The sequence below is a fragment of the Rhizobium sp. 0TCS1.26 genome (genome assembly GCF_050455525.1).
Classification (GTDB): Bacteria; Pseudomonadota; Alphaproteobacteria; order Rhizobiales; family Rhizobiaceae; genus Neorhizobium.
This window is the reverse complement of record NZ_JBCIYV010000002.1, coordinates 497,973-516,505: the sequence shown is the minus strand read 5'-3', so window position 1 is coordinate 516,505 and position 18,533 is coordinate 497,973. Positions and strand designations below refer to the sequence as shown.

The following is an 18,533-nucleotide window of genomic DNA, read 5'->3' as shown; positions in this document are numbered from 1 at the left end:
CACCGGAAAACTAGCTAATTACGCTTTCGGATCAACATTAGGCCCATCGCGCTGAGTGTTGTGGTGTCCCTAGTTCCATCGGTCCATGATGCCGCTCTATCAGGAGTGGCTACTACGCTTCCAAGCGCATAGTCATCCCAGGAGCGTAGCTTTCTCTGGTCGAAGAACTCGGAATAGGAGCGCCTGTCATCGGGCGGGAGATAGGCATCAGTCCTGAAGGGACGAAAGTCCGACACCGTCTGCTTTGCGGCCAATGAAGCCAACCACTGATCAGCCAAGCCATCGAACACTATTGGAGCTTCGGCAGTTTGCATCGCGCTGAGAAAGTTTCTTTCTGAAGCGGAGAACGGCTTCAATGAAGCCGCTGCAAAAAACCAAGTAGTTGGCGCATTGATGGCAACGAGCGATGCTATCAGGACTGCAGAGAACGCCTTCGCCCACGCGAATCTAATGGACCTGCAAAGGGACATAGCACCCAAGCCAGCCAAGCAAGGCAGAATCGTTCGTAGCAACAGCGTGGATTTGAACGGCGCCTCCGAATACTGAAGGAGGAGGGAACCTAAGATAGACGTCACCAATGGAACAATAATGAAAATTGTGTTCGCCCGGGATCCCGAGCCGTAAAGAGTTTGCGCGCCAACAATAGCCAGAATCAAGACGGGCCCGATTGATAGAAACAAAACGGCGACCGTCTTCACGTCCGGCGGTAGTCCAAACACGGAGCCTCCTGTTCCACTCTGCCAATGCACCGCATCTAAGAAAAATGGAAGGAGGAGAACGGCATACGCCAGAACTGCCAAAGCAGCGAAGGTGATTTGACGTCTGCTCTCGCATTCACGAGCCATTATCAATACCGTTAGCGAAAGAATCACACTGATGTGGGGAATCAGGATGAGGCTCGATAAAGATGCTGCCAAACAAAGGACCGTAGCGAGCAAAGCGCGTCGCCAGACGGCGCCCCGAGATAAGGCAATGGAGAGCGTCGCCAGTACGCAAGTCGCGGCGAAAAGATGCTGTGGTGCGAAGATAGCAGATATGAATGGCTCATCTGCCCAAATCGGACGAGTCACGATACCCTCCGAATAAAGGCGAAAGCCCAGGGGAGGGTGATCGCTTAACAGGAATGGCGTGAAGCCCCCTAGCCAAGTGGCCGACAACGCGACTAAGGGAAGGGAAGCTCTGGATGTGCCGAGTTTTTCGGCGACGGATAGCGTCAGTAGCAGAGCAAAAGTAGCAGAAATGATTGCAAGACACGGGACCAGCGATATCGCAAGTCTTCCGTCACCGATTAGAGTTATAACTGCTGCCGGAAGCACGTAAAAACCAAAGTTGTATGCGAATCCAAGGCCGGGCATGAATGGATTTTGAGGCGGCCAAGAGGCCGAACTCTGAAGCGCAGTGATCGTCAGGATGTGCTTTGGCGCGTCATATATCTGTGGCGGTTGAAAAACTGTTCCGAAAGCCCAAAGCAAAGGCGTGTATGCCATAGCGACTGCGATAATGAACGAGGCGCAGATTAGAAGTGATGGCCACCCAAAGGTGTTCAGACGGATAACTGATCTATATGTTTTGTGAGTAGAATATACTAAGAATATCGCCAAAATGACGGTGCCCGGGATCAATCCGCCGAACCACCGCAATGAAAAAACCAGAATAACGCTCGTAAATGCATATCCGAGCGGGAGATCAACTACGCTCAATGAAGCCTCGGATGGTCCTAATGCCGCACGGCGAAAGGTTGATCCCATTGCCAAGCAAGATATAAGAACGGATATCAAAATGACGGCAACCTGGAGGAGCGAAATCACGTCAGGGGTCTCCGGAATCTAACGGGCAAAACCTATTTGAAGCCCTCTTTATGAACAGTGTCGTTCTTACGCGATCGAAATCGTTTCTATAATATTCCACATATCCTATGCGGCTAAGATCGGCATTCGCTTCTACTTCTGCTGCGCCTCTGGTCACGCTCACTAGGTCGGGTTTGGCTTGCGCCGCCGTCGCAACCAGTTCGTCAAGATCGGCTGTTAGGAGAAGACGGTTTTGGGCATGGGAGCCCAAGAAAGGGAAATAGAAAGTGTTTATAGAATTCAGGGTCGCAATGGATATGCCCTGTGGTTTATCAAGACACAACTCATTTACATGATAAGTTAGATATGTTCCAGGATGGAACATCATTGCCCGCTCTATACTCTTTGCATTGGCAAAGCTCGTAAAGTGTCTCTCAAGCTTAATGGCTGCGACTGGCGGAATAATCTCGCCCGGTCTGGCTGCTGATCCAAAATTTATCAAAGCGCCTAGTATCGACAGTGAGGCTGCAAGACGTGCAGAGCGCTTAGTCGATAGGGTTGCGAGTGCGATAGCTATGATGACCACTGCGGGAAGCAGGTAACGAAAGCTCCAAGGGCGGTAAGGTATCAGGGCAGCGCATGTAGTCAAAGCAGCTAGAGAGAGTACGAGTATAACGAGATTCGCCGGGGCGGTTCGCTTCTGAATGTCCCGCCAATTCAATCCGATTATGACGGCAATAAAAAGGGTAGCAGTGCCGAATCCCGCACTTAAAGCCCATACATCAAAAGGCGGAGTCTCGGCCCCCGACCAAAGTCTTCGGACGACAAGCCCTAAATTTCCAACGAACGTATATATGCCGAACTCGGGACTTTCACCATCCGCCCGTGCCAGAGCGTTACCATACGCGAACAGGTTCAAGAAAAATCGCGAACAAAAAACCGCAGCGAAGGCAATTCCAACACATAGCGCTCCAATCGTAGGACGGAGGCGGAGTGGCTTGGCGAGCGTGAGAATAAGCGCAGCCAGCGCAAAAATAGAAATAGGGGCTGAGGCAAGCTTGGATCCGACCGCCAGACCCGCGCAGGAAACAGCCATAGCGATAAAGAAATAGGGTTCCTTTGCTCTGACCGCTTTCAAGGTGAATCCAGCGGCGAGAATTATTCCGACGACGGCAAGGAGGTCTCCTTTGGTAGTGGAAGCCAAACCTAACACTGCAGGGCTCGAAAAAATTATTAATGCAATCGAAGAACACTGAAGAACGTTTTTGCATAGCAAAGTCGAAAACCATTTTGCAGATAAAAACAATAGCGCCATGACTTCAACGTTGCCGAAACCGAATCCTTGGATATTACCCGAGGATAAGCCGTATATTAATCCGTTTAATTCACCGTTCCATTCATTGGAGAATATATTGATTTGCGCAGTATTCATTTGAACCAGCATATTGCCGTAGTTCATCCAAATCGCCATCCGCGGATAGCCGTAAGCAAATCCGTCGAGAGTGTAGTCGAACATTAGAAACGAGCGCAGGGCCATAACGGCTAAGAGCGCCAGGAATACGAGTGATGGGGCATCGATCCGCGGAACTTTTGGGGTCCCATATCCGCCGAGCGAGCGCGTCACGGTGCTGGCGCCTGCTATCCCTATCAGCCACGTCCATGCAAATGTTGTAGTCAACCCGCTCGACGTTGAGACGGTAAGCATGGCTAAAATAGTCGCTACCTGCACGGCAATCCAGGCTGAAAGCCATGACGCGAGGGGGTCGCGTATATACCTGTCGACCACTAGTGCGAAGCCGCCAATAGCATAAAACTTCAGTGATAGCGCGCACAAGACAGCGGCTGCGGCAACAACGTTGTCGGATCCTGGGGGCAGTTCGTAAGCCATAGTTACCAATCCGTCGTCCACTAACGACTTCCACGATGCGGCATGACGCAAACGAGCCTGGGACAAATGCCAATCAACAGGATCTCCAGAGTCAAGTTCGACTCCACAAATGCCCGGCGGAATGTATGATCTATCGGTGGTCTAATGACCATGCAAGTGGTCGGACCTGGCTTGCAATAAACGTCTGAATGATGTGCGGTATCTTATCGCAATTGGGTGGCTTCTGCTCTAGAAGGCAGTTGGCGGTCTGCTGTTGTTCGTTGTTTGACCGGCTCTCCCGCGTCCTCTGGTACTACGACGATGTCCCCACTGATTTCTGTATGGAAATAACATTTAGATGAAGAACGACCAGATCCGGAGCGGCGAAGCTTGAGCCGCTGGGGTAAGGGCACATTGTGGGACAACTCCCAATCAATTTCCCCTCCGTCCCTGCCTCCGGCTAGAGATGCGAATGCGAACGTTGCTGTGTGTCCGATCGATGCAGCCAATTCATTGGTTTACGTCGCAGCCTTCGCGTACGTGCTGGTTCCATCAATCATCGTGTTGATTTATTTCAGTACCTGGCCGGCACCTGTAGCTCTAGCCTCCGCTCTGTCTGCATACTGGTTTTTGAAGAGAAGAAACCGAATCTTGAAGGCGGACCTTGTTCTCCTTTGCAGGGCTTGGCCGTATCTTGCCATGTCTGCTCTAGCCGTGTGGCTTTCGGGGATCATTCCGCCTTTTGCCGAGAATCTGGATTGGTATAAGCATTACGCCATTTTCAACGAACTCACGACCCAGTCGTGGCCTCCTAACGTCGTCACCGACGGGGCGGCGGTAGGAACGCTTCGTTATTCGCTGAGTTACTACGTAATACCCGCGGCGCTTGCAAAGGCTGGAGGAACTGGTCTCCTCTACTCCCTGGTATTTGCATGGACGACGCTCGGTTGCTTTCTTGCTTTGTTACTGGCGTTTGGCCTGAAGGCGAACTTGCTGCGGAACAGTATCCTTCTAGGAATAGTGTTTTTCCTGTTTAGCGGAGCCGATGTTGTTGGCAGCTATGTCGCCGGCAGCATGCCAGTTCCTCCAATGCCGTGGCTCCATTTTGAATGGTGGGCCTCGTTCGGAGAGCTTTCATCGTCGCTTACCAGCCTGCTGTGGACGCCTCAGCATGCGATCGCGGGATGGATTGCAGCCTTGTTAGTTCTGCGTTACCCATTGCGGTCGGTGAGGAATGCTGGGCTTCTGGGTGCTGCGGTGGCGCTCTGGTCCCCGTTCTGTGCGGTGGGTCTTGTTCCAACGCTACTCTGGGCGATTACGAGGACAGGACTTCGCCCAGCATTTTCACGCAGCAACTTGATTGTAGCGCCTGTCTTGCTGATCGCAGCCGCACTTTACCTGACCCAAGGGTCGGGCGGCATTCCCTTCCAGTTCGTCTGGGACGCACCGGATGTCCTTTGGCAAAAGCGGCAGTTTTCTTGGGCTCTGTGGCTAGCCTTCGTCCTCTTAGAGTTTGTTGTTATCGCAGCGTCAATCGTTATTGTTGTGCCCCGACGCGCGGGCTTGATCGCTGTTCATGCGTTGTTCGTGTTCGCACTCTGCTTTGCCAGCGTCGGTGCCTTTAATGACCTACTAATGCGTGCCTCTATCCCGTCCCTCGGCATACTCGCCGTTGTGGCGGCTGATGCGATGGTTTTGCTCCCCTTCTCATTCAGGAAGCTTCCCCTCATCGTTTGCATTGCAATGGGGGCCATCACGCCGGCAGGGGAGACAATGCGGGCATTCGCGTCGACCCGGATCATCAATCCCAGCGGAATCAGACTCATCAATATCGTCGGTGGGCAGAAGAAACTTGAGCCGCAGTATATCATCTATGAGAATGATGCAGGAATCATCAAGGATGCTAATCAGATCGATGGGCATGCCTTGAAGTTCGCGACATTCGGCACAGCTACATTCGACTTGGGCTCCCGCCGTGTCTCATCGGATACTTTCACAGACGCAGCCCTCGTTTCTGATCCGATCACGCTCCCCAGCGGGATCTACCGACTTGATACCGTTCTGGACTGGGACGTGATCGCTGAAGTCTCCGGGGAAAATGCCGCCCACATCTCCCTGCATGGCGAAAAGATCCTGGCTCCCATCATGACGTCGGAAGCGGTCGAAGGACACATTTCACGGTATTTTGTCTCTTCTGGATCGCCTTTTAGAATTTCGTTCGGACTCGGCGGCTGGGCGAACGGAAAAGGCACAATCCATTTGAAGGAGCTGACAATTGGCTTGGTGAAGAGCATCGACAAGTGATGCCACGTGCTGCGTGATTCTACCGCATCAACCCCTTCCACCACACCGCATAAGGCTGCGCAAGCCACCATTTCAGCGGCACGCTGCCATGGTGACGGCGCACCAGATCGATGGCTTCGCGGTAGTGCAGGCGGCGCTGGGTCTTGGTCTTCGTCGCGTCGTGAACGCGATTGACGGCCAGGAAGTCGTCGATGAACTGGGGGGCGCCGGCCGCCTTGTAGAGCCGCCACCAGAGATCGTAGTCCATCGTCATATGGAGGGCGGGATCGACGCCGCCGACGCGTTCCCATGCCGAACGGCGGATCAGCGTCGCCGGCTGGGAGATGATGCAGCGCAGGGCAAGCCTGCGCTCCGAAAAGGGCTCAACCCAGACGGCCTTGCGGGTGCCCGTGTTCTCGTGGTGGTTCCAGCAGCGGCCATAGACCATGGGCGCCTCTGGCATCGCCTCGGCGGCCTCGACCAAGCGCGACAGCGCGCCCGGCAAGAGCCAGTCATCGCTGTTCAGCCAGCAGACATACTTTCCGCGTCCCTGCGCCACGCCTTCGTTGATGGCGGCGGCCTGCCCGTCGTCTGTGTGGCTTCGATAGCCGGCAAGACGGTCCTTCCAGCGCGAGATCACCTCGGCGGAATCGTCGGTAGAACCGGCATCCAGAACGAAGACCTCGACCGGAACACCCTGCTCGAAGATGGACGTCAGGGCCTGGTCGAGAAAGCGGCCCTGATTGTAGGACGGGACAGCGACGGTAATCAGCGGATCGGACAGATCAGCCTCCGGGATGCTTCGACAGGAAGTCGGCATAGGCGAGCGCGATACCCTCGCGCAGGCCGATGCTGGCTTTCCAACCCAGTCCCTGAAGACGGCTGACGTCCAGCAGCTTGCGCGGCGTTCCATCAGGCTTCGAGGCATCGAAAACTATCTCGCCACCAAAGCCGACGACATCCATGACCGTTTGGGCAAGCTCGCGGATCGTCACGTCCGTACCGGTCCCGACGTTGAAGAGCCCGTCGACGATCTCGTCATGCTCCATCAGGAAGACGCAGGCGCTGGCCATGTCGTCCACGTGGAGGAACTCGCGCATCGGCCGCCCGGAGCCCCAGACGGTGTAGGTGCTGTCTCCGCGCAGTTTCGCCTGATGCGCCTTGCGGATGAGGGCCGGAAGAACGTGACTGTTGGCGAGATCATAGTTGTCGTTCGGACCGTAGAGGTTCGTCGGCATCGCCGACACGTACTTCGTTCCGTACTGCAGGTTGTAGCTCTCGCAGAGCTTCACGCCGGCGATCTTGGCAATCGCGTAAGGTTCATTGGTGGCTTCCAGCGGTCCGGTGAGGAGGTATTCCTCCCTGATCGGCTGCGGGCAGTCACGCGGGTAGATGCAGCTTGATCCCAGAAACAACATCCGGCCGACGCCAGCCTTTGCCGCGGCATGCGTGATGTTCGCCTCGATGATGAGGTTCTGATAGATGAAGTCGGCGCGGTAGGTGTTGTTCGCATGGATGCCGCCGACCTTGGCGGCTGCCATGAAGATGTAATCCGGGCGCTCGGACGACAGGAACTCGCTGACGGCAGCCTGCTGCGTCAGATCGAGATCACCGCTGGTACGCGCGATCACATTCGTATAGCCGGCTGTTTCCAGCCGGCGAACGATGGCAGAGCCGACCATCCCACGATGGCCGGCAACGTAGATCTTGGCGCTCTTGTCCATGAGATTACTCGTGATAGTTGAACGTGTTGTAGCCGTGCTTCTTCACGACTTCGTCCCGCTCGGCAGACTTCATGTCTTCCCGCATCATTTCCGTGACGAGCTCCTGAAAGGTGATCTTCGGCGTCCATCCGAGCTTCTGCTGAGCCTTGCTGGCGTCGCCGAGCAGGGTTTCGACTTCCGCTGGCCGGAAGTAGCGCGGATCAACGGAAACGATGCACTTGCCGGCTTCATCATAGCCGCGCTCATCGACGCCTTCGCCCTTCCAGGTGATGTTCATGTCGATCTCGGCGGCAGCAGCGTTGACGAAGTCCCGGACGCTGTACTGAACGCCGGTGGCGATGACGAAGTCCTCGGGCTGTTCCTGCTGCAGCATCAGCCACTGCATCTCGACATAGTCCTTGGCATGACCCCAGTCGCGCTTGGCGTCCATGTTCCCGAGATAGAGGCACTCCTGGCGACCAAGCTTGATGCGCGCCAGTGCGCGGGTGATCTTGCGCGTCACGAAGGTTTCGCCGCGAACCGGGCTCTCGTGATTGAAGAGGATGCCGTTGCACGCGTAGATACCGTAGGATTCGCGGTAGTTGACCGTGATCCAGTAGGCATACAGCTTGGCGACGGCGTAGGGCGAGCGGGGGTAGAAGGGCGTCGTTTCCCGCTGCGGGATTTCCTGCACCAGGCCATATAGTTCGGACGTGCTGGCCTGATAGAACTTTGTCTTCTTCTCAAGTCCGAGGATCCGGATCGCTTCGAGAATGCGCAGAGCACCAAGGCCGTCGGAATTCGCGGTATATTCCGGCTCTTCGAAGGATACGGCCACGTGCGACTGGGCGGCCAGGTTGTAGATCTCGTCGGGCTGAACCTGCTGGATGATGCGGATCAGGCTCGACGAATCGGTAAGATCGCCATGATGCAGGATGAACTTGTTGGCCCCATCATGGGGATCGACGTAGAGGTGATCGATACGGTCTGTGTTGAACAGAGACGTACGACGCTTCACGCCGTGAACTTCGTATCCCTTTTCCAGCAACAGCTCAGCCAGGTAAGAGCCATCCTGTCCGGTCACACCAGTGATAAGAGCCTTCTTCACTATACATCTCCACTATCTACCAAGGGTCGCAGGTGCGCGATTTGCGCTTGCACCATGCGCCGTACCATTTCCTCGAAGCTGACCGTCGGGCGCCATCCGAGCAAGTCCATCGCTTTGGAGGGATCTGCCAGGATATGACCGGGCTCCAGCGGCCTGAATAATACCGGATCGCTAAATACACATCTTTGCCAGTCACAGCCAACACTTTGGTAGGCTGCTTCACACAATTGCTTCAGCGTGTGCAACTGTCCCGTCCCTATGACGAAGTCTTCGGGCTCTTCTTGTTGCAGGATCATCCACATGGCCCTGACGAAGTCGGGCGCATAACCCCAATCGCGAGCAATTTCCAGGTTCCCCAAGGCCAACCTGCCGCCTTCGACGATCGGCCGGCCGCGCTCGTTCCTGTCCGGTGAATTGACGATGCCGAGCGAGGCGCAGGCTGCACCATAGGCGACCTTCTGCGTCAGGAAATGCAGCGGACGCCGCTCGCTCTCGTGATTAAAAAGAATGCCGCTGGTGATGTAGAGCTTGTAGCTGTCCCGATAGATCGACGCCATGTGATGCGCGTAGACCTTCGCCGCGGCATATGGGTTGACCGGATTGAAAGAGGTATTCTCGTCCTGCCGATCCGAGCCGCACTGACGCCCGAACATCTCGGAAGATGACGCATGGTAGACCCGGGCTGCCGGTCGGTTGTGGCGCACAGCCTCGAACAGCCTGATCGCCGCCAGACCGTTCACCATCAGAGTTTCGGGAGCCCTTGCCCAGGATTCGCCCGGCCGTGACTGGGATGCGAGATTATAGATCTCATCCGGGGCGGCTTCCTGGACGGCGTTGGCGATGTCTACGCCTTCTGTAACATCACCAAATATGATCTCGACCTTGCCTGCCAGATGGCTGGCACAGTTCGGCCGGTACCAGCTTTCCTGACGGGCAAGCCCGAAGACCGTGTAGCCTTTGTCGAGAAGCAACTCGGCAAGAAGGGAACCATCCTGTCCGGTAATGCCGGTGATGAGCGCGCGCTTCATGGGCACTGACCTCCGTGCAGCAGCATTTGCGGCAACCACATCAACGGAACCGCCGGCGAAGCGTCGAGGAGTTCGACCAGACCCTGCGAATCAACCTGCCCGCCGCTGGGGAGCGTCGGTCAACGATGTTGAACAAATTACGCCCGATATAGGCCGCTCTACTGCGGTCCCGCCCGATCTCCGAGGCTTGGCTGGCAAAGTGGATCAAGGCCGGGAACCGGTAGATCCGGGGTGCCACTCGACGCATGTAGCGGCCGCCGCTCCAGGCTTCGTACAAACGATAGGACCACAATCCAAAGTAATAGCTCAGGCTTACATAGCCGCCATGCCGCTCGCAGATCTCGAAGACCTCCTCGAAGATCTTTCCGCGCATCGCGAGCGTCTTGGCATCTTCATGCAGCCGGGATTGCGCCAGCTTGCTGCCTGTATGATGGATTATGCCGCCCGATGTCGCCATTCGAAGCCAGTAATCGTAGTCCATGGCGGTCTGCAGGGAGGCATCGAACGGGCCGATCCTTTCGACGATCCGCCTTTTCCAGAAGGCAGCCGGCTGGCACACGCAGCAATCATGCATCAGGCGCTCGAACGAATAATTTGCCGTCGCGTACGCACCGGTGATGTTGCCATCTACATCGATATAATCTGCGTTACCGTAGACCATGTCGCATTCGGGGTGATCGTTGAAATAGGAAACAGCAGTCTCGACTGCGCCCGGTAACAGGATGTCGTCGGAGTTGAGATAAGCCAAGACCTCGCCGTCGACGAGTTCCATTCCCTTGTTGATCGCGTCTGCCTGGCCCTTATCCGGTTCCGAGATCCAACGGATCCGGTCACCGTAGCTGCGCAATATCTCGACCGTGTCATCGGTCGAGGCGCCGTCCATCACCAGCAGCTCGATGTTCTCATAGTCCTGGCTCAGCACACTGTCGATCGACGCCCGGATGAAGTGACCGTGGTTTCGCGTCGGCATGACAATGCTGACCTTCGGACGCTTCTGTTCGAACTCCGCCGGATTCTTCGAAACGCGTTCGAGTGCTGCATGAAGGGAGTGCGCAGGTCCCGCCCAGTCGTAGGCAATTACGCGCAGTCTGGCCTTCTCGGACAACTGGTCGCGCAGACCTGGTTCCGTCGTGATCCGCTTCATGAGTTGCGCCATCGCTCCGACGTCAGTCGGATCACACGCCAGCACCGCATCCCCGCCAACTTCCGGAAGGGAGGTCGTGTTGCTGCACAAAACAGGCGTCCCGTGATGGAATGCCTCGAGCAGCGGCATGCCGAAGCCCTCGAAGAGGGAGAAGTAGACGAGTGCAGTGGCGCGACTGAACAGCGCCGCAACCTGCGCGTGGGGTACGTAACCGAGATGGACGATCGGTAGATCCTCGAAGCCCTCAAGAACCTCGCTCAGGCCATCGGGATTGCCAGACAGCACGAGACCGGTATTGGGCGGAAGGTCAGGGGTCGCGAGCTTGAATGCCTCGAAGAGGCGCCGATGGTTTTTATGCGGCCATAGGTTTGCCGGCATATAGAAGAACTGGTCGAACGCGGCTGCTGCTGCCGGCAGTTCAGTATCAGACGCCGTTTCGCGCAGTTCCTCGGGCAGTGCGGCCGGCATCAGGAACACGTCATCGGTCGACGTCCAGCCATTGCCGACGATGGTCTCTCGCGAATGGTCGGTCATGGTCGCTACTGCGCCTCCGCACGAGAGCGCGAATGCGAAAGCGCGACGGCGAGCGGCGAGCACAGGCTTGGAGAAAAATTCGGGGAAGAACTCGTGCTGGATGTCCGGGATCACGAAAATCTGGCGCGTAAAGGGCAGGTTGGGGTGTAGTTCCTGCGGATAGGTCCGGATGATCGCGTCCGCCGCCATCTCCTCACAGCGGCGTGTCATCTCCGCGTAGAAAATGATCGGATGATCATTCAACTCGACAAGCTCGACATTGTCGCCTTCGATATCCAAAGGAGAGCCGCTCGGTCGATGAAACATGACCAGGCGATCGTTTGGATACAGCCTTGCCAGTTCGCGAAGCACGCCCTGTACCCATGGCACAATGCCGCCAGAGACGCCGGCGATAAGCGGATAAAGGTCGACGGCTATGATCAGTGGCGCCACTACACGCTCCTCGACAAGGGGAAAACTACTTTCAAGGGTCAGGCTTGCACGTTGCTCGGCCGTCAGAGGCGATCCATCGTCGCGCACACCAAGCCTGCGCAAGTCGCTCTGTACCTCAAACCACAATTGCTGCAGCGCCTCTACGGTCGACGGATCGAACTTTTCCGGCGCGCTCTGCAAATACTTGGTCGTGTTGTCCAGCCAGTAACACAAGGCGCCAACCGTCATAGGCTGACCGCTATGCCGCTCGCCAAGAAGTCGTATCTCCTCGGCGCGGCGAAAGCCGCCATTGGCAGTCAGTGTCTCTCCCCACTCACGCGAGGCGGAGAGCGATGCATTCAGAGACAGCGGCATCGAAATCTTCGCCATCCGGATCCAGAGGTCCCAGTCAAAGCTCCATTTCAGCGCCGTGTCCAGGCCACCGACGGCCTTGAGAACCTTCGCATTCATGAATGTCGACGGCTGCAGAATGTAATCGAGGCCTTCGACCAGCGCCTGGTGGTCATAAGCCTCGACACCCAGATTAAATGCCGCCGTATGGTTTCCGGCTTCGTCCGCCCGCACCCCATTGCCGAACCAGAAGCTCGCTTCGGGATGATCCCGGTATGCTTCGCCGATCGCCTCGAAGGCGCCCGGCAGATAGAAGTCGTCAGCGTTGAGCCACGCGACGATTTCGCCGGTGCATCCGGCAAACCCCTTGTTGATGGCGTCGGCAGCGCCCTTGTCCGGCTCGCTCACATATCCCGCCAACCAGTCTTCGTTCCGCCGGATGACGTCAAGGCTGTCATCGGTGGATCCACCGTCAACGATGAAGTGCTCGACATCGGGCCAGTTCTGCGCCCGGATCGAGTCAATGCAGTCCTGCAGGAAGCGACCCTGGTTCAGAGACGGAGTAACGATGGAGATCTTGGGTTTTTTCGACAAGGAAATATCAGCTCAATTCTTCGCTGCATTTTGCAGGTCAACTACCATCTTAGTCAACGTATGGATTTGCTCAAGACGAGCCGCTCTATCGGCATTGATCTCGTCTATATGTGCCTGAAGACGCGCAACCGCATCCATCTTCTCCGCCCGATCAGCATCTGCAGACTTGGCATAATTGTCCAGATACAAGAGATTTTCCAGGCGCTCCTGCCGATCGGCATCGATAATCTTAACTTGCTCCTCCAGCTTGTCGATCTGGCTGCGCTGGTCGAGCAGTGCCAGGGCAAATCGGCCGTGGGGAGTTTCCAGCAGCTTAGTGGCCGATGTGCCGTCAGTCGCGTTCAGAGGCTGGCGGCTGACAACGAAGAACATGTCGTACTGCTTGAAGATAGGTTCCTCAAACTCGATGTGATCAGCACCAAGCTGCTTGAAGAGTTGGGACGCAGACGCCTTGGTGAAGAGATACAGATGCTCGTCGGATTTGAACTGCTCGAGGAAGGCGCCGTCGGTTTCTATTAGAGTTTTGTAGTCCATCTCAGTGCGGAACTGAGGCGTCTGAATGAGCAGAATGCCATCGGGCTTCAACAGGCTGAGGGCATGCCGCATTGTTCCGACTGGATCCGGCAGATGCTCCATCACATCCATCAATGCGATGACATCATAGGTTCCCGGCTCAATTTCAACGTCTTCCACAGGCCCGACGAAGACTGGAATGTCGAACGTTTCCTTAGCGAACTCTACAACCCAGGGGCTCATCTCCATGCCCGACGCGTCATAGCCGACCTGGCGCAGCATGGCGACGAAGCTGCCATGAGAACATCCAAGCTCCAGAACCTTGGCTCCCGGCGCCTTGTACTTGAGCAGGGTCTCCAACCAATGCAGGTTCCTGTCAATTAAGTCGCTTCGCGACCTAGCAAATATGTCCGGGTATCCAAAGTCCTCGCTCTGATGCTTCAACCAATATTGCTTGCCATAGAAATCTGCATCGTCGTTTTTGACCTCCAGCTCTTCGGGAGAAAGTGCCGCCAGTTCAACCAGAGTTCCACATTTAGCGCACCGTGCATATTCCGGGCTAAACGATTGCAAATCATCGCTTCCGCACCAGCAAATCCGCTTTTTCATTATCGAGGCTTCCTAACGCTGAAGACCGCTCCGGTGCAATCCTGCCAATCGACTTCCATTTCTAATATGCCGTCGACTACCTTACGGAACGCGGATGGGAATTTGGGATTCGATGACAGCACAGGGTAGATTAGATCCCCGAACTCTCCTCCGCCGCTTCTTTTCACGTGCCACAGCGTGTCCATCAGTACGAACATTGCGCTGCTGTATCGAGGGAGTATAGGAATGTGGCTCTCTACTACCAGTCCCGCATCGTTGAATTGCTGCGTCCACAAATCGACCCGAAGCGGATTCTGAAGATGATGATACTCTAGAAAATCTGCTTGTAGTGACGCAGCAGCAGCTTGAAATCCGGCCTCAGACACCATCGCAGGCAGTAACGACCATTCTATCAAACGGTTGGTCACGACGCTGCAGGAGAGTACGCCGCCAGGAACAAGGCATCTCGCAATCTCACTCAATACCCCGCCGATATTATCCATATGCTCTAAAGAGCAGTTGGCAAATGCGCTGTCGAAACTGGCATCAGGCTCGGGTATAATGTGGGCTGCAGTAGTGTGCACTGCCGCATACACTCCACTCGCTCGGCCACGTTCCGCCACTTCCTGATCCATATCTACGCCGACAACATTGGCAGCGTCGGGCCAGATCAGGCTAAAGTAGCGACCATCACCGCATCCGACGTCGAGAATCCGGCCTTCAATATGGTGGTGCTTGTAAGCCGCATGCTCCCAAGCCCGCCAATGACTCAAAGGTGGAATGTAAGGATACAGCTCCGAAACGGCGTCATACCCGCTCAGCACTTCCTCGATTGAAAGTATCGTTGGCGCCACGCTGGGCTGCGTTATCGTAGTCGAAGGCATATTCGAAGCTTCCTGGTAAATCTGCTATTCCGTGGTGTGTCAGAGCGGCACCGTCCCTCACCGGGCGCCAGCCTATGGCCAGAACGCCGGCTTTGGGAAGGTGGCATATGCGCACAATCTTCGAGAAGATCTTTTCATGGTTGAGCGCGCTCATCTGTTCATAGGTCGAGGCGTCGATCGTCGCCAAGCCGATTTCGAACGTGTACTCGCCCAGTTCGAGGTTGAGTGCAACCGTCTGACGCGCCCTCACGATGGTTGCAGCCGGAAGATACTTAGGGGTCGCCGACTTGTATTCCAGCGATCCCTTGCCGTGGACGTTTATGCCCCGCTCGTTCTGCAGAACCACGCCCACCAGGGGCACCGAGATCGGCTCAGATAGCAGAAACTCCGAATAGAAGACAGCATCCTCGCCCTGCGCAAAACTTGTCGCCGGATTTCCGTGGGCATCGCACACGGCATAGCGCAGGCAGGTAGCCCAACCATTGCCGATCTGCGTCCTATGGCTGGCGTCGATGAATGCCGCATCTTGAGGCCAGAACTCGGGATGTCCTGTAGCCGAACGGCTGAGTTCGAGATCGGGATGCACGGCCGGGCGAGCCGGTTGCACCTCGATGCTGCCAGCCTGATACAGCTGATAGTAATGCTTCGCGGCTTCGGTCGCTTCGCCGATGAACCTGACTTCTCCCTTGTCCAGCAGGATAGCCCGGTCACAGAACTGCTCGATGTCGGTCATGGCATGCGACACGAGAAGCACCGCAGCGCCAGATGCCCGTACCTCTTCGAGGCGCGCGTAGCATTTCTGCCGGAAGAACACGTCGCCGACCGCGAGCGCTTCGTCGATGATGACGATCGAGGCATCGATATGCGCCTGCACGGCAAATGCCAACCGCACGAACATCCCGCTCGAGTACGTCTTGACTGGCTGATCGATGAAATCGCCGATATCGGCAAAGTCGACGATCTGCTGGTAGCGCCGTTCGATATCCTCCCGACTCAAGCCCAGGATCCGCGCGTTCAGCATGACATTGTCACGACCGCTGAACTCGGGATTGAAGCCGCTGCCGAGTTCGAGCAGTGCGGCAACACGTCCGTTGACCGTGACCTCTCCTTCGGTTGCTGCGAGCGTTCCGGCCAAAATCTGCAGCAGCGTGCTCTTGCCACCGCCGTTGCGACCGATGATGCCGAGCGTCTCCCCTGGACGAACCTCGAACGAGATGTCGCGCAGAGCCCAGAACTCTCGGTGATAGATCGGCGGCGTCCCTTTGCGCCCCAGCAGGCCGGCAAGCCTTGGAAGCACCATCTGCTTCAGCCGGTCGCGCGGGTTCTCGTAGATGTCGTAGCGTTTGCTCATTCCCCTGACGGAAATGATCGGAGCCTCAGAGGACATCAGCAAATCCTCTTCTTGTCTTCTGGAACCACGCAAACCCGGCGAAGAAAATCAGCAGGCCAACGACAAGGCTCACCGCCCATGCGTAGATGTTGATCGGTTCGCCCCAAAGCAGAAGGTTCCGAAGCTGGACGATTGGCAGCGTGATGGGATTGAGGGTCAGCAGGCTCTGATAGACGGGCGGCAATGAGCTTATCGGGTAGAAGACGGGCGCGAGAAACAGCGCGATCGTGGCGACCATCCCGATCACGTGGGCGAGATCGCGCAGATACACGCCAAGCGATGCGAGCAGCCAGCTAAGGCCCAGGACAATCAGCAGCAGCGGCAACAAGACCAGAGGCAGCAGCAGACCGCCAGCGTGCAGGGGGGTGAAGGAGATCAGGCAGAAAAAGATCAGCACGGCGAAGCTTACCAGGAAGTGCCCAAGCGCCGATCCCAGAGCCACCAGCGGCAGCAGTTCCAGCGGGAAAACCACCTTCTTCACGTAGTTCGGGTTGCTTGTGATGAGAACCGGAGCTCGTGAGATGCATTCGGCGAACAAGGCGTGCACGATCAGCCCGGAGAACAGGATGATGGCGAAATCAACCCGGCTTTCGCTCTCCACTCCCCAGCGGGCCCGGAATGCCATGCTGAAGACGAACGTATAGACCGCCAGCATAAGCAGCGGATTGAGCAGCGACCACGCTATTCCAAGGAACGACCCCTTGTAGCGCCCGATGAAGTCACGCTTCGTCAGCTCCCAGAGCAATCCCCTGTTGCGCATCAGCGTTCGAACAAGAGCGGGCGGGTTGACCATGTGGTTTTCCATAGAAGCACGAAAGTCCATCGCTGTGGTCTACACGCATGGGCGCCCTTTTGCCGCCCTACTGGGCTGGCTCAGCCGCGCATTGCCTTGAGACGCCGCCAATAGCCGTTCGGCCTCTCCAAGACAAGCCCTGTCAAGGATACACAGGCAACTCGATCAGCAAAACTGGGAAATGCTCTAGCCTGAATGTGCTGCCGGAGAGCCGTGGCTCCCCCTGTCCCGCGTCAGGGACACTGCATTCCGATGACATCGAACTTGGACCTCATCACACGGTGGTTCGGCTGCGCGTCATGCCGTTGCTGTCGTCGCCCGCACGACGTTTTCAGACTGTCGCTGATCGGGAGCGACGAGCAAGCCGGTCACCCATTCAGGGTGGAATACCTGCTCCGATCCCGCAGCCGGATTCATGTGCGCAGGATCTGCATGGGCCAGCGCGGAGGAAGCGGCGGCCACACCCCGCGCAACCACCTCCCTACAGCGCCACCCCGCTGTCGCGGTCGAAGACGTAGACGAGGTTGCGGTCGATGCCGGCGTGGAACGGTGTCCCGTGGCGGGCCGGGTGGTCGCCGTCGACGACGGCGGTGATCTGCTGGCCGGCAAAGCGAAACAGCACATGCGTCTGCGCGCCTGTCGGCTCCACCAGCAGCGTCTCGCCGGATATGCCATCGCCGGCGGCGGTCGTCATGTGTTCCGGGCGCAGGCCGATCTTGACGCTCTGGCCGCGCTTGACCTTGCGCTCAGGCGAGATGGTGATCGCCGCACCCTCTGCAAGCCTCACCACTGGCAGGTCGTTGTCGCCGTCGATGGTACCCTCGATGAGGTTCATCGCCGGCGAGCCGATGAAGCCGGCAACGAACAGGTTGGCCGGCGTCCGGTAAAGCTGCATCGGGGTGCCCACCTGCTCGATACGGCCGGCGTTGAGAACGACGATGCGGTCGGCAAGCGTCATCGCCTCGATCTGGTCATGCGTCACGTAGATGGACGTGGTGCCGACCTTCTGGTGCAGCGACTTGATCTCGGTGCGCATGGCGACGCGCAGCTTGGCGTCGAGGTTGGAGAGCGGCTCGTCGAACAGGAAGACGGCCGGATCGCGCACGATCGCCCGGCCCATCGCGACGCGCTGGCGCTGGCCGCCGGACAGCTGGCTCGGCTTGCGATCCAGCAGGTCCTCGAGCGCCAGCATGCGGGCCGCCTCGTTGACGCGGCTGGTGATCTCGGGCTTGGCGACCCCGGCAAGCTTCAGGTTGAAGCCCATGTTCTCGGCCACCGTCATGTGCGGATAGAGCGCGTAGGACTGGAAGACCATGGCGATGTTGCGCTCGCGCGGCGTCAGCGCGTTGACCACCTTGCCGCCGATCACCACCTCGCCGTCGGTGATGTCCTCCAGCCCGGCGATCATCCGCAGCAGGGTGGATTTGCCGCAGCCGGACGGACCGACAAGCGCGATGAACTCGCCGTCATCGACGGTGAGCGACACGTCGTGGACCACCTGAAGCGCGCCGTAGCTCTTAACGAGGTGACGAAGACCGACCGATGCCATGTTGCT

General features: G+C 57.0%; 13 protein-coding genes. 1 reads left to right on the top strand and 12 read right to left on the bottom strand.

Features of this window, described 5'->3' with window-relative positions; translation table 11 throughout:
• Positions 1 to 14: 14 nt before the first annotated feature.
• Both AAIH46_RS09685 and AAIH46_RS09680 read right to left on the bottom strand, forming a co-directional pair.
• Positions 15 to 1,808, bottom strand: a complete 1,794-nt coding sequence (locus tag AAIH46_RS09685) for a hypothetical protein (RefSeq protein WP_430305647.1) — start codon at positions 1,806 to 1,808, stop codon at positions 15 to 17.
• Between the two features lies 1 nt (position 1,809).
• Positions 1,810 to 3,675 (bottom strand): hypothetical protein, encoded by a 1,866-nt coding sequence (locus tag AAIH46_RS09680; protein ID WP_430305646.1) that lies wholly within the window; start codon positions 3,673 to 3,675, stop codon positions 1,810 to 1,812.
• A 465-nt stretch (positions 3,676 to 4,140) separates the two neighbouring features.
• Here AAIH46_RS09680 and AAIH46_RS09675 point away from each other — a divergent pair, with 465 nt between their 5' ends.
• Positions 4,141 to 5,958: a hypothetical protein gene (locus tag AAIH46_RS09675; protein WP_430305645.1), complete on the top strand. Its 1,818-nt coding sequence runs from the start codon at positions 4,141 to 4,143 to the stop codon at positions 5,956 to 5,958.
• A 19-nt stretch (positions 5,959 to 5,977) separates the two neighbouring features.
• Here AAIH46_RS09675 and AAIH46_RS09670 read toward each other — a convergent pair whose 3' ends face one another.
• From AAIH46_RS09670 to AAIH46_RS09625, 10 genes are all read right to left on the bottom strand, one after another.
• Entirely contained in the window at positions 5,978 to 6,757 is a 780-nt protein-coding gene (locus AAIH46_RS09670; RefSeq protein WP_430305644.1) for a glycosyltransferase family 2 protein, read from the bottom strand.
• A complete protein-coding gene (locus AAIH46_RS09665; RefSeq protein ID WP_430305643.1) occupies positions 6,723 to 7,661 on the bottom strand; it encodes a GDP-L-fucose synthase family protein in 939 nt (312 codons plus the stop codon). Before AAIH46_RS09665 ends, AAIH46_RS09670 begins: the two co-directional genes overlap by 35 nt.
• A 4-nt stretch (positions 7,662 to 7,665) precedes the next feature.
• Positions 7,666 to 8,748 carry a GDP-mannose 4,6-dehydratase gene (gmd, locus tag AAIH46_RS09660; protein ID WP_430305642.1) on the bottom strand — a complete coding sequence of 361 codons (1,083 nt, stop codon included), beginning with the start codon at positions 8,746 to 8,748 and terminating at the stop codon, positions 7,666 to 7,668.
• Positions 8,748 to 9,776 (bottom strand): GDP-mannose 4,6-dehydratase, encoded by a 1,029-nt coding sequence (locus tag AAIH46_RS09655; protein WP_430305641.1) that lies wholly within the window; start codon positions 9,774 to 9,776, stop codon positions 8,748 to 8,750. Before AAIH46_RS09655 ends, gmd begins: the two co-directional genes overlap by 1 nt.
• Before the next feature lie 40 nt (positions 9,777 to 9,816).
• The gene (locus AAIH46_RS09650) at positions 9,817 to 12,810 is read right to left on the bottom strand and encodes a glycosyltransferase (RefSeq protein WP_430305640.1); all 2,994 of its coding nucleotides are present in this window, start codon (positions 12,808 to 12,810) and stop codon (positions 9,817 to 9,819) included.
• Positions 12,811 to 12,822: 12 nt separating this feature from the next.
• Positions 12,823 to 13,932 (bottom strand): class I SAM-dependent methyltransferase, encoded by a 1,110-nt coding sequence (locus AAIH46_RS09645; protein WP_430305639.1) that lies wholly within the window; start codon positions 13,930 to 13,932, stop codon positions 12,823 to 12,825.
• On the bottom strand, positions 13,932 to 14,765 hold the full coding sequence (locus AAIH46_RS09640; protein ID WP_430305638.1) for a class I SAM-dependent methyltransferase: 834 nt from the start codon (positions 14,763 to 14,765) through the stop codon (positions 13,932 to 13,934). The genes AAIH46_RS09645 and AAIH46_RS09640 overlap by 1 nt, the downstream gene beginning before the upstream one ends.
• On the bottom strand, positions 14,719 to 16,182 hold the full coding sequence (locus AAIH46_RS09635) for an ABC transporter ATP-binding protein (RefSeq protein ID WP_430305637.1): 1,464 nt from the start codon (positions 16,180 to 16,182) through the stop codon (positions 14,719 to 14,721). The genes AAIH46_RS09640 and AAIH46_RS09635 overlap by 47 nt, the downstream gene beginning before the upstream one ends.
• Entirely contained in the window at positions 16,172 to 16,978 is an 807-nt protein-coding gene (locus AAIH46_RS09630; protein ID WP_430305636.1) for an ABC transporter permease, read from the bottom strand. The genes AAIH46_RS09635 and AAIH46_RS09630 overlap by 11 nt, the downstream gene beginning before the upstream one ends.
• Positions 16,979 to 17,459: 481 nt before the next feature.
• Entirely contained in the window at positions 17,460 to 18,527 is a 1,068-nt protein-coding gene (locus tag AAIH46_RS09625) for an ABC transporter ATP-binding protein (RefSeq protein WP_430305635.1), read from the bottom strand.
• Positions 18,528 to 18,533: the final 6 nt, after the last annotated feature.

Excerpts from the sequence above, each read along its gene's own strand:
- AAIH46_RS09680 (WP_430305646.1), bottom strand. The coding sequence starts at position 3,675 with ATGGCTTACGAACTGCCCCCAGGATCCGACAACGTTGTTGCCGCAGCC.
- AAIH46_RS09670 (WP_430305644.1), bottom strand. The coding sequence starts at position 6,757 with ATGCCGACTTCCTGTCGAAGCATCCCGGAGGCTGATCTGTCCGATCCG.
- AAIH46_RS09665 (WP_430305643.1), bottom strand. The coding sequence starts at position 7,661 with ATGGACAAGAGCGCCAAGATCTACGTTGCCGGCCATCGTGGGATGGTC.
- AAIH46_RS09655 (WP_430305641.1), bottom strand. The coding sequence starts at position 9,776 with ATGAAGCGCGCGCTCATCACCGGCATTACCGGACAGGATGGTTCCCTT.
- AAIH46_RS09645 (WP_430305639.1), bottom strand. The coding sequence starts at position 13,932 with ATGAAAAAGCGGATTTGCTGGTGCGGAAGCGATGATTTGCAATCGTTT.
- AAIH46_RS09635 (WP_430305637.1), bottom strand. The coding sequence starts at position 16,182 with ATGTCCTCTGAGGCTCCGATCATTTCCGTCAGGGGAATGAGCAAACGC.
- AAIH46_RS09630 (WP_430305636.1), bottom strand. The coding sequence starts at position 16,978 with ATGGTCAACCCGCCCGCTCTTGTTCGAACGCTGATGCGCAACAGGGGA.
- AAIH46_RS09625 (WP_430305635.1), bottom strand. The coding sequence starts at position 18,527 with ATGGCATCGGTCGGTCTTCGTCACCTCGTTAAGAGCTACGGCGCGCTT.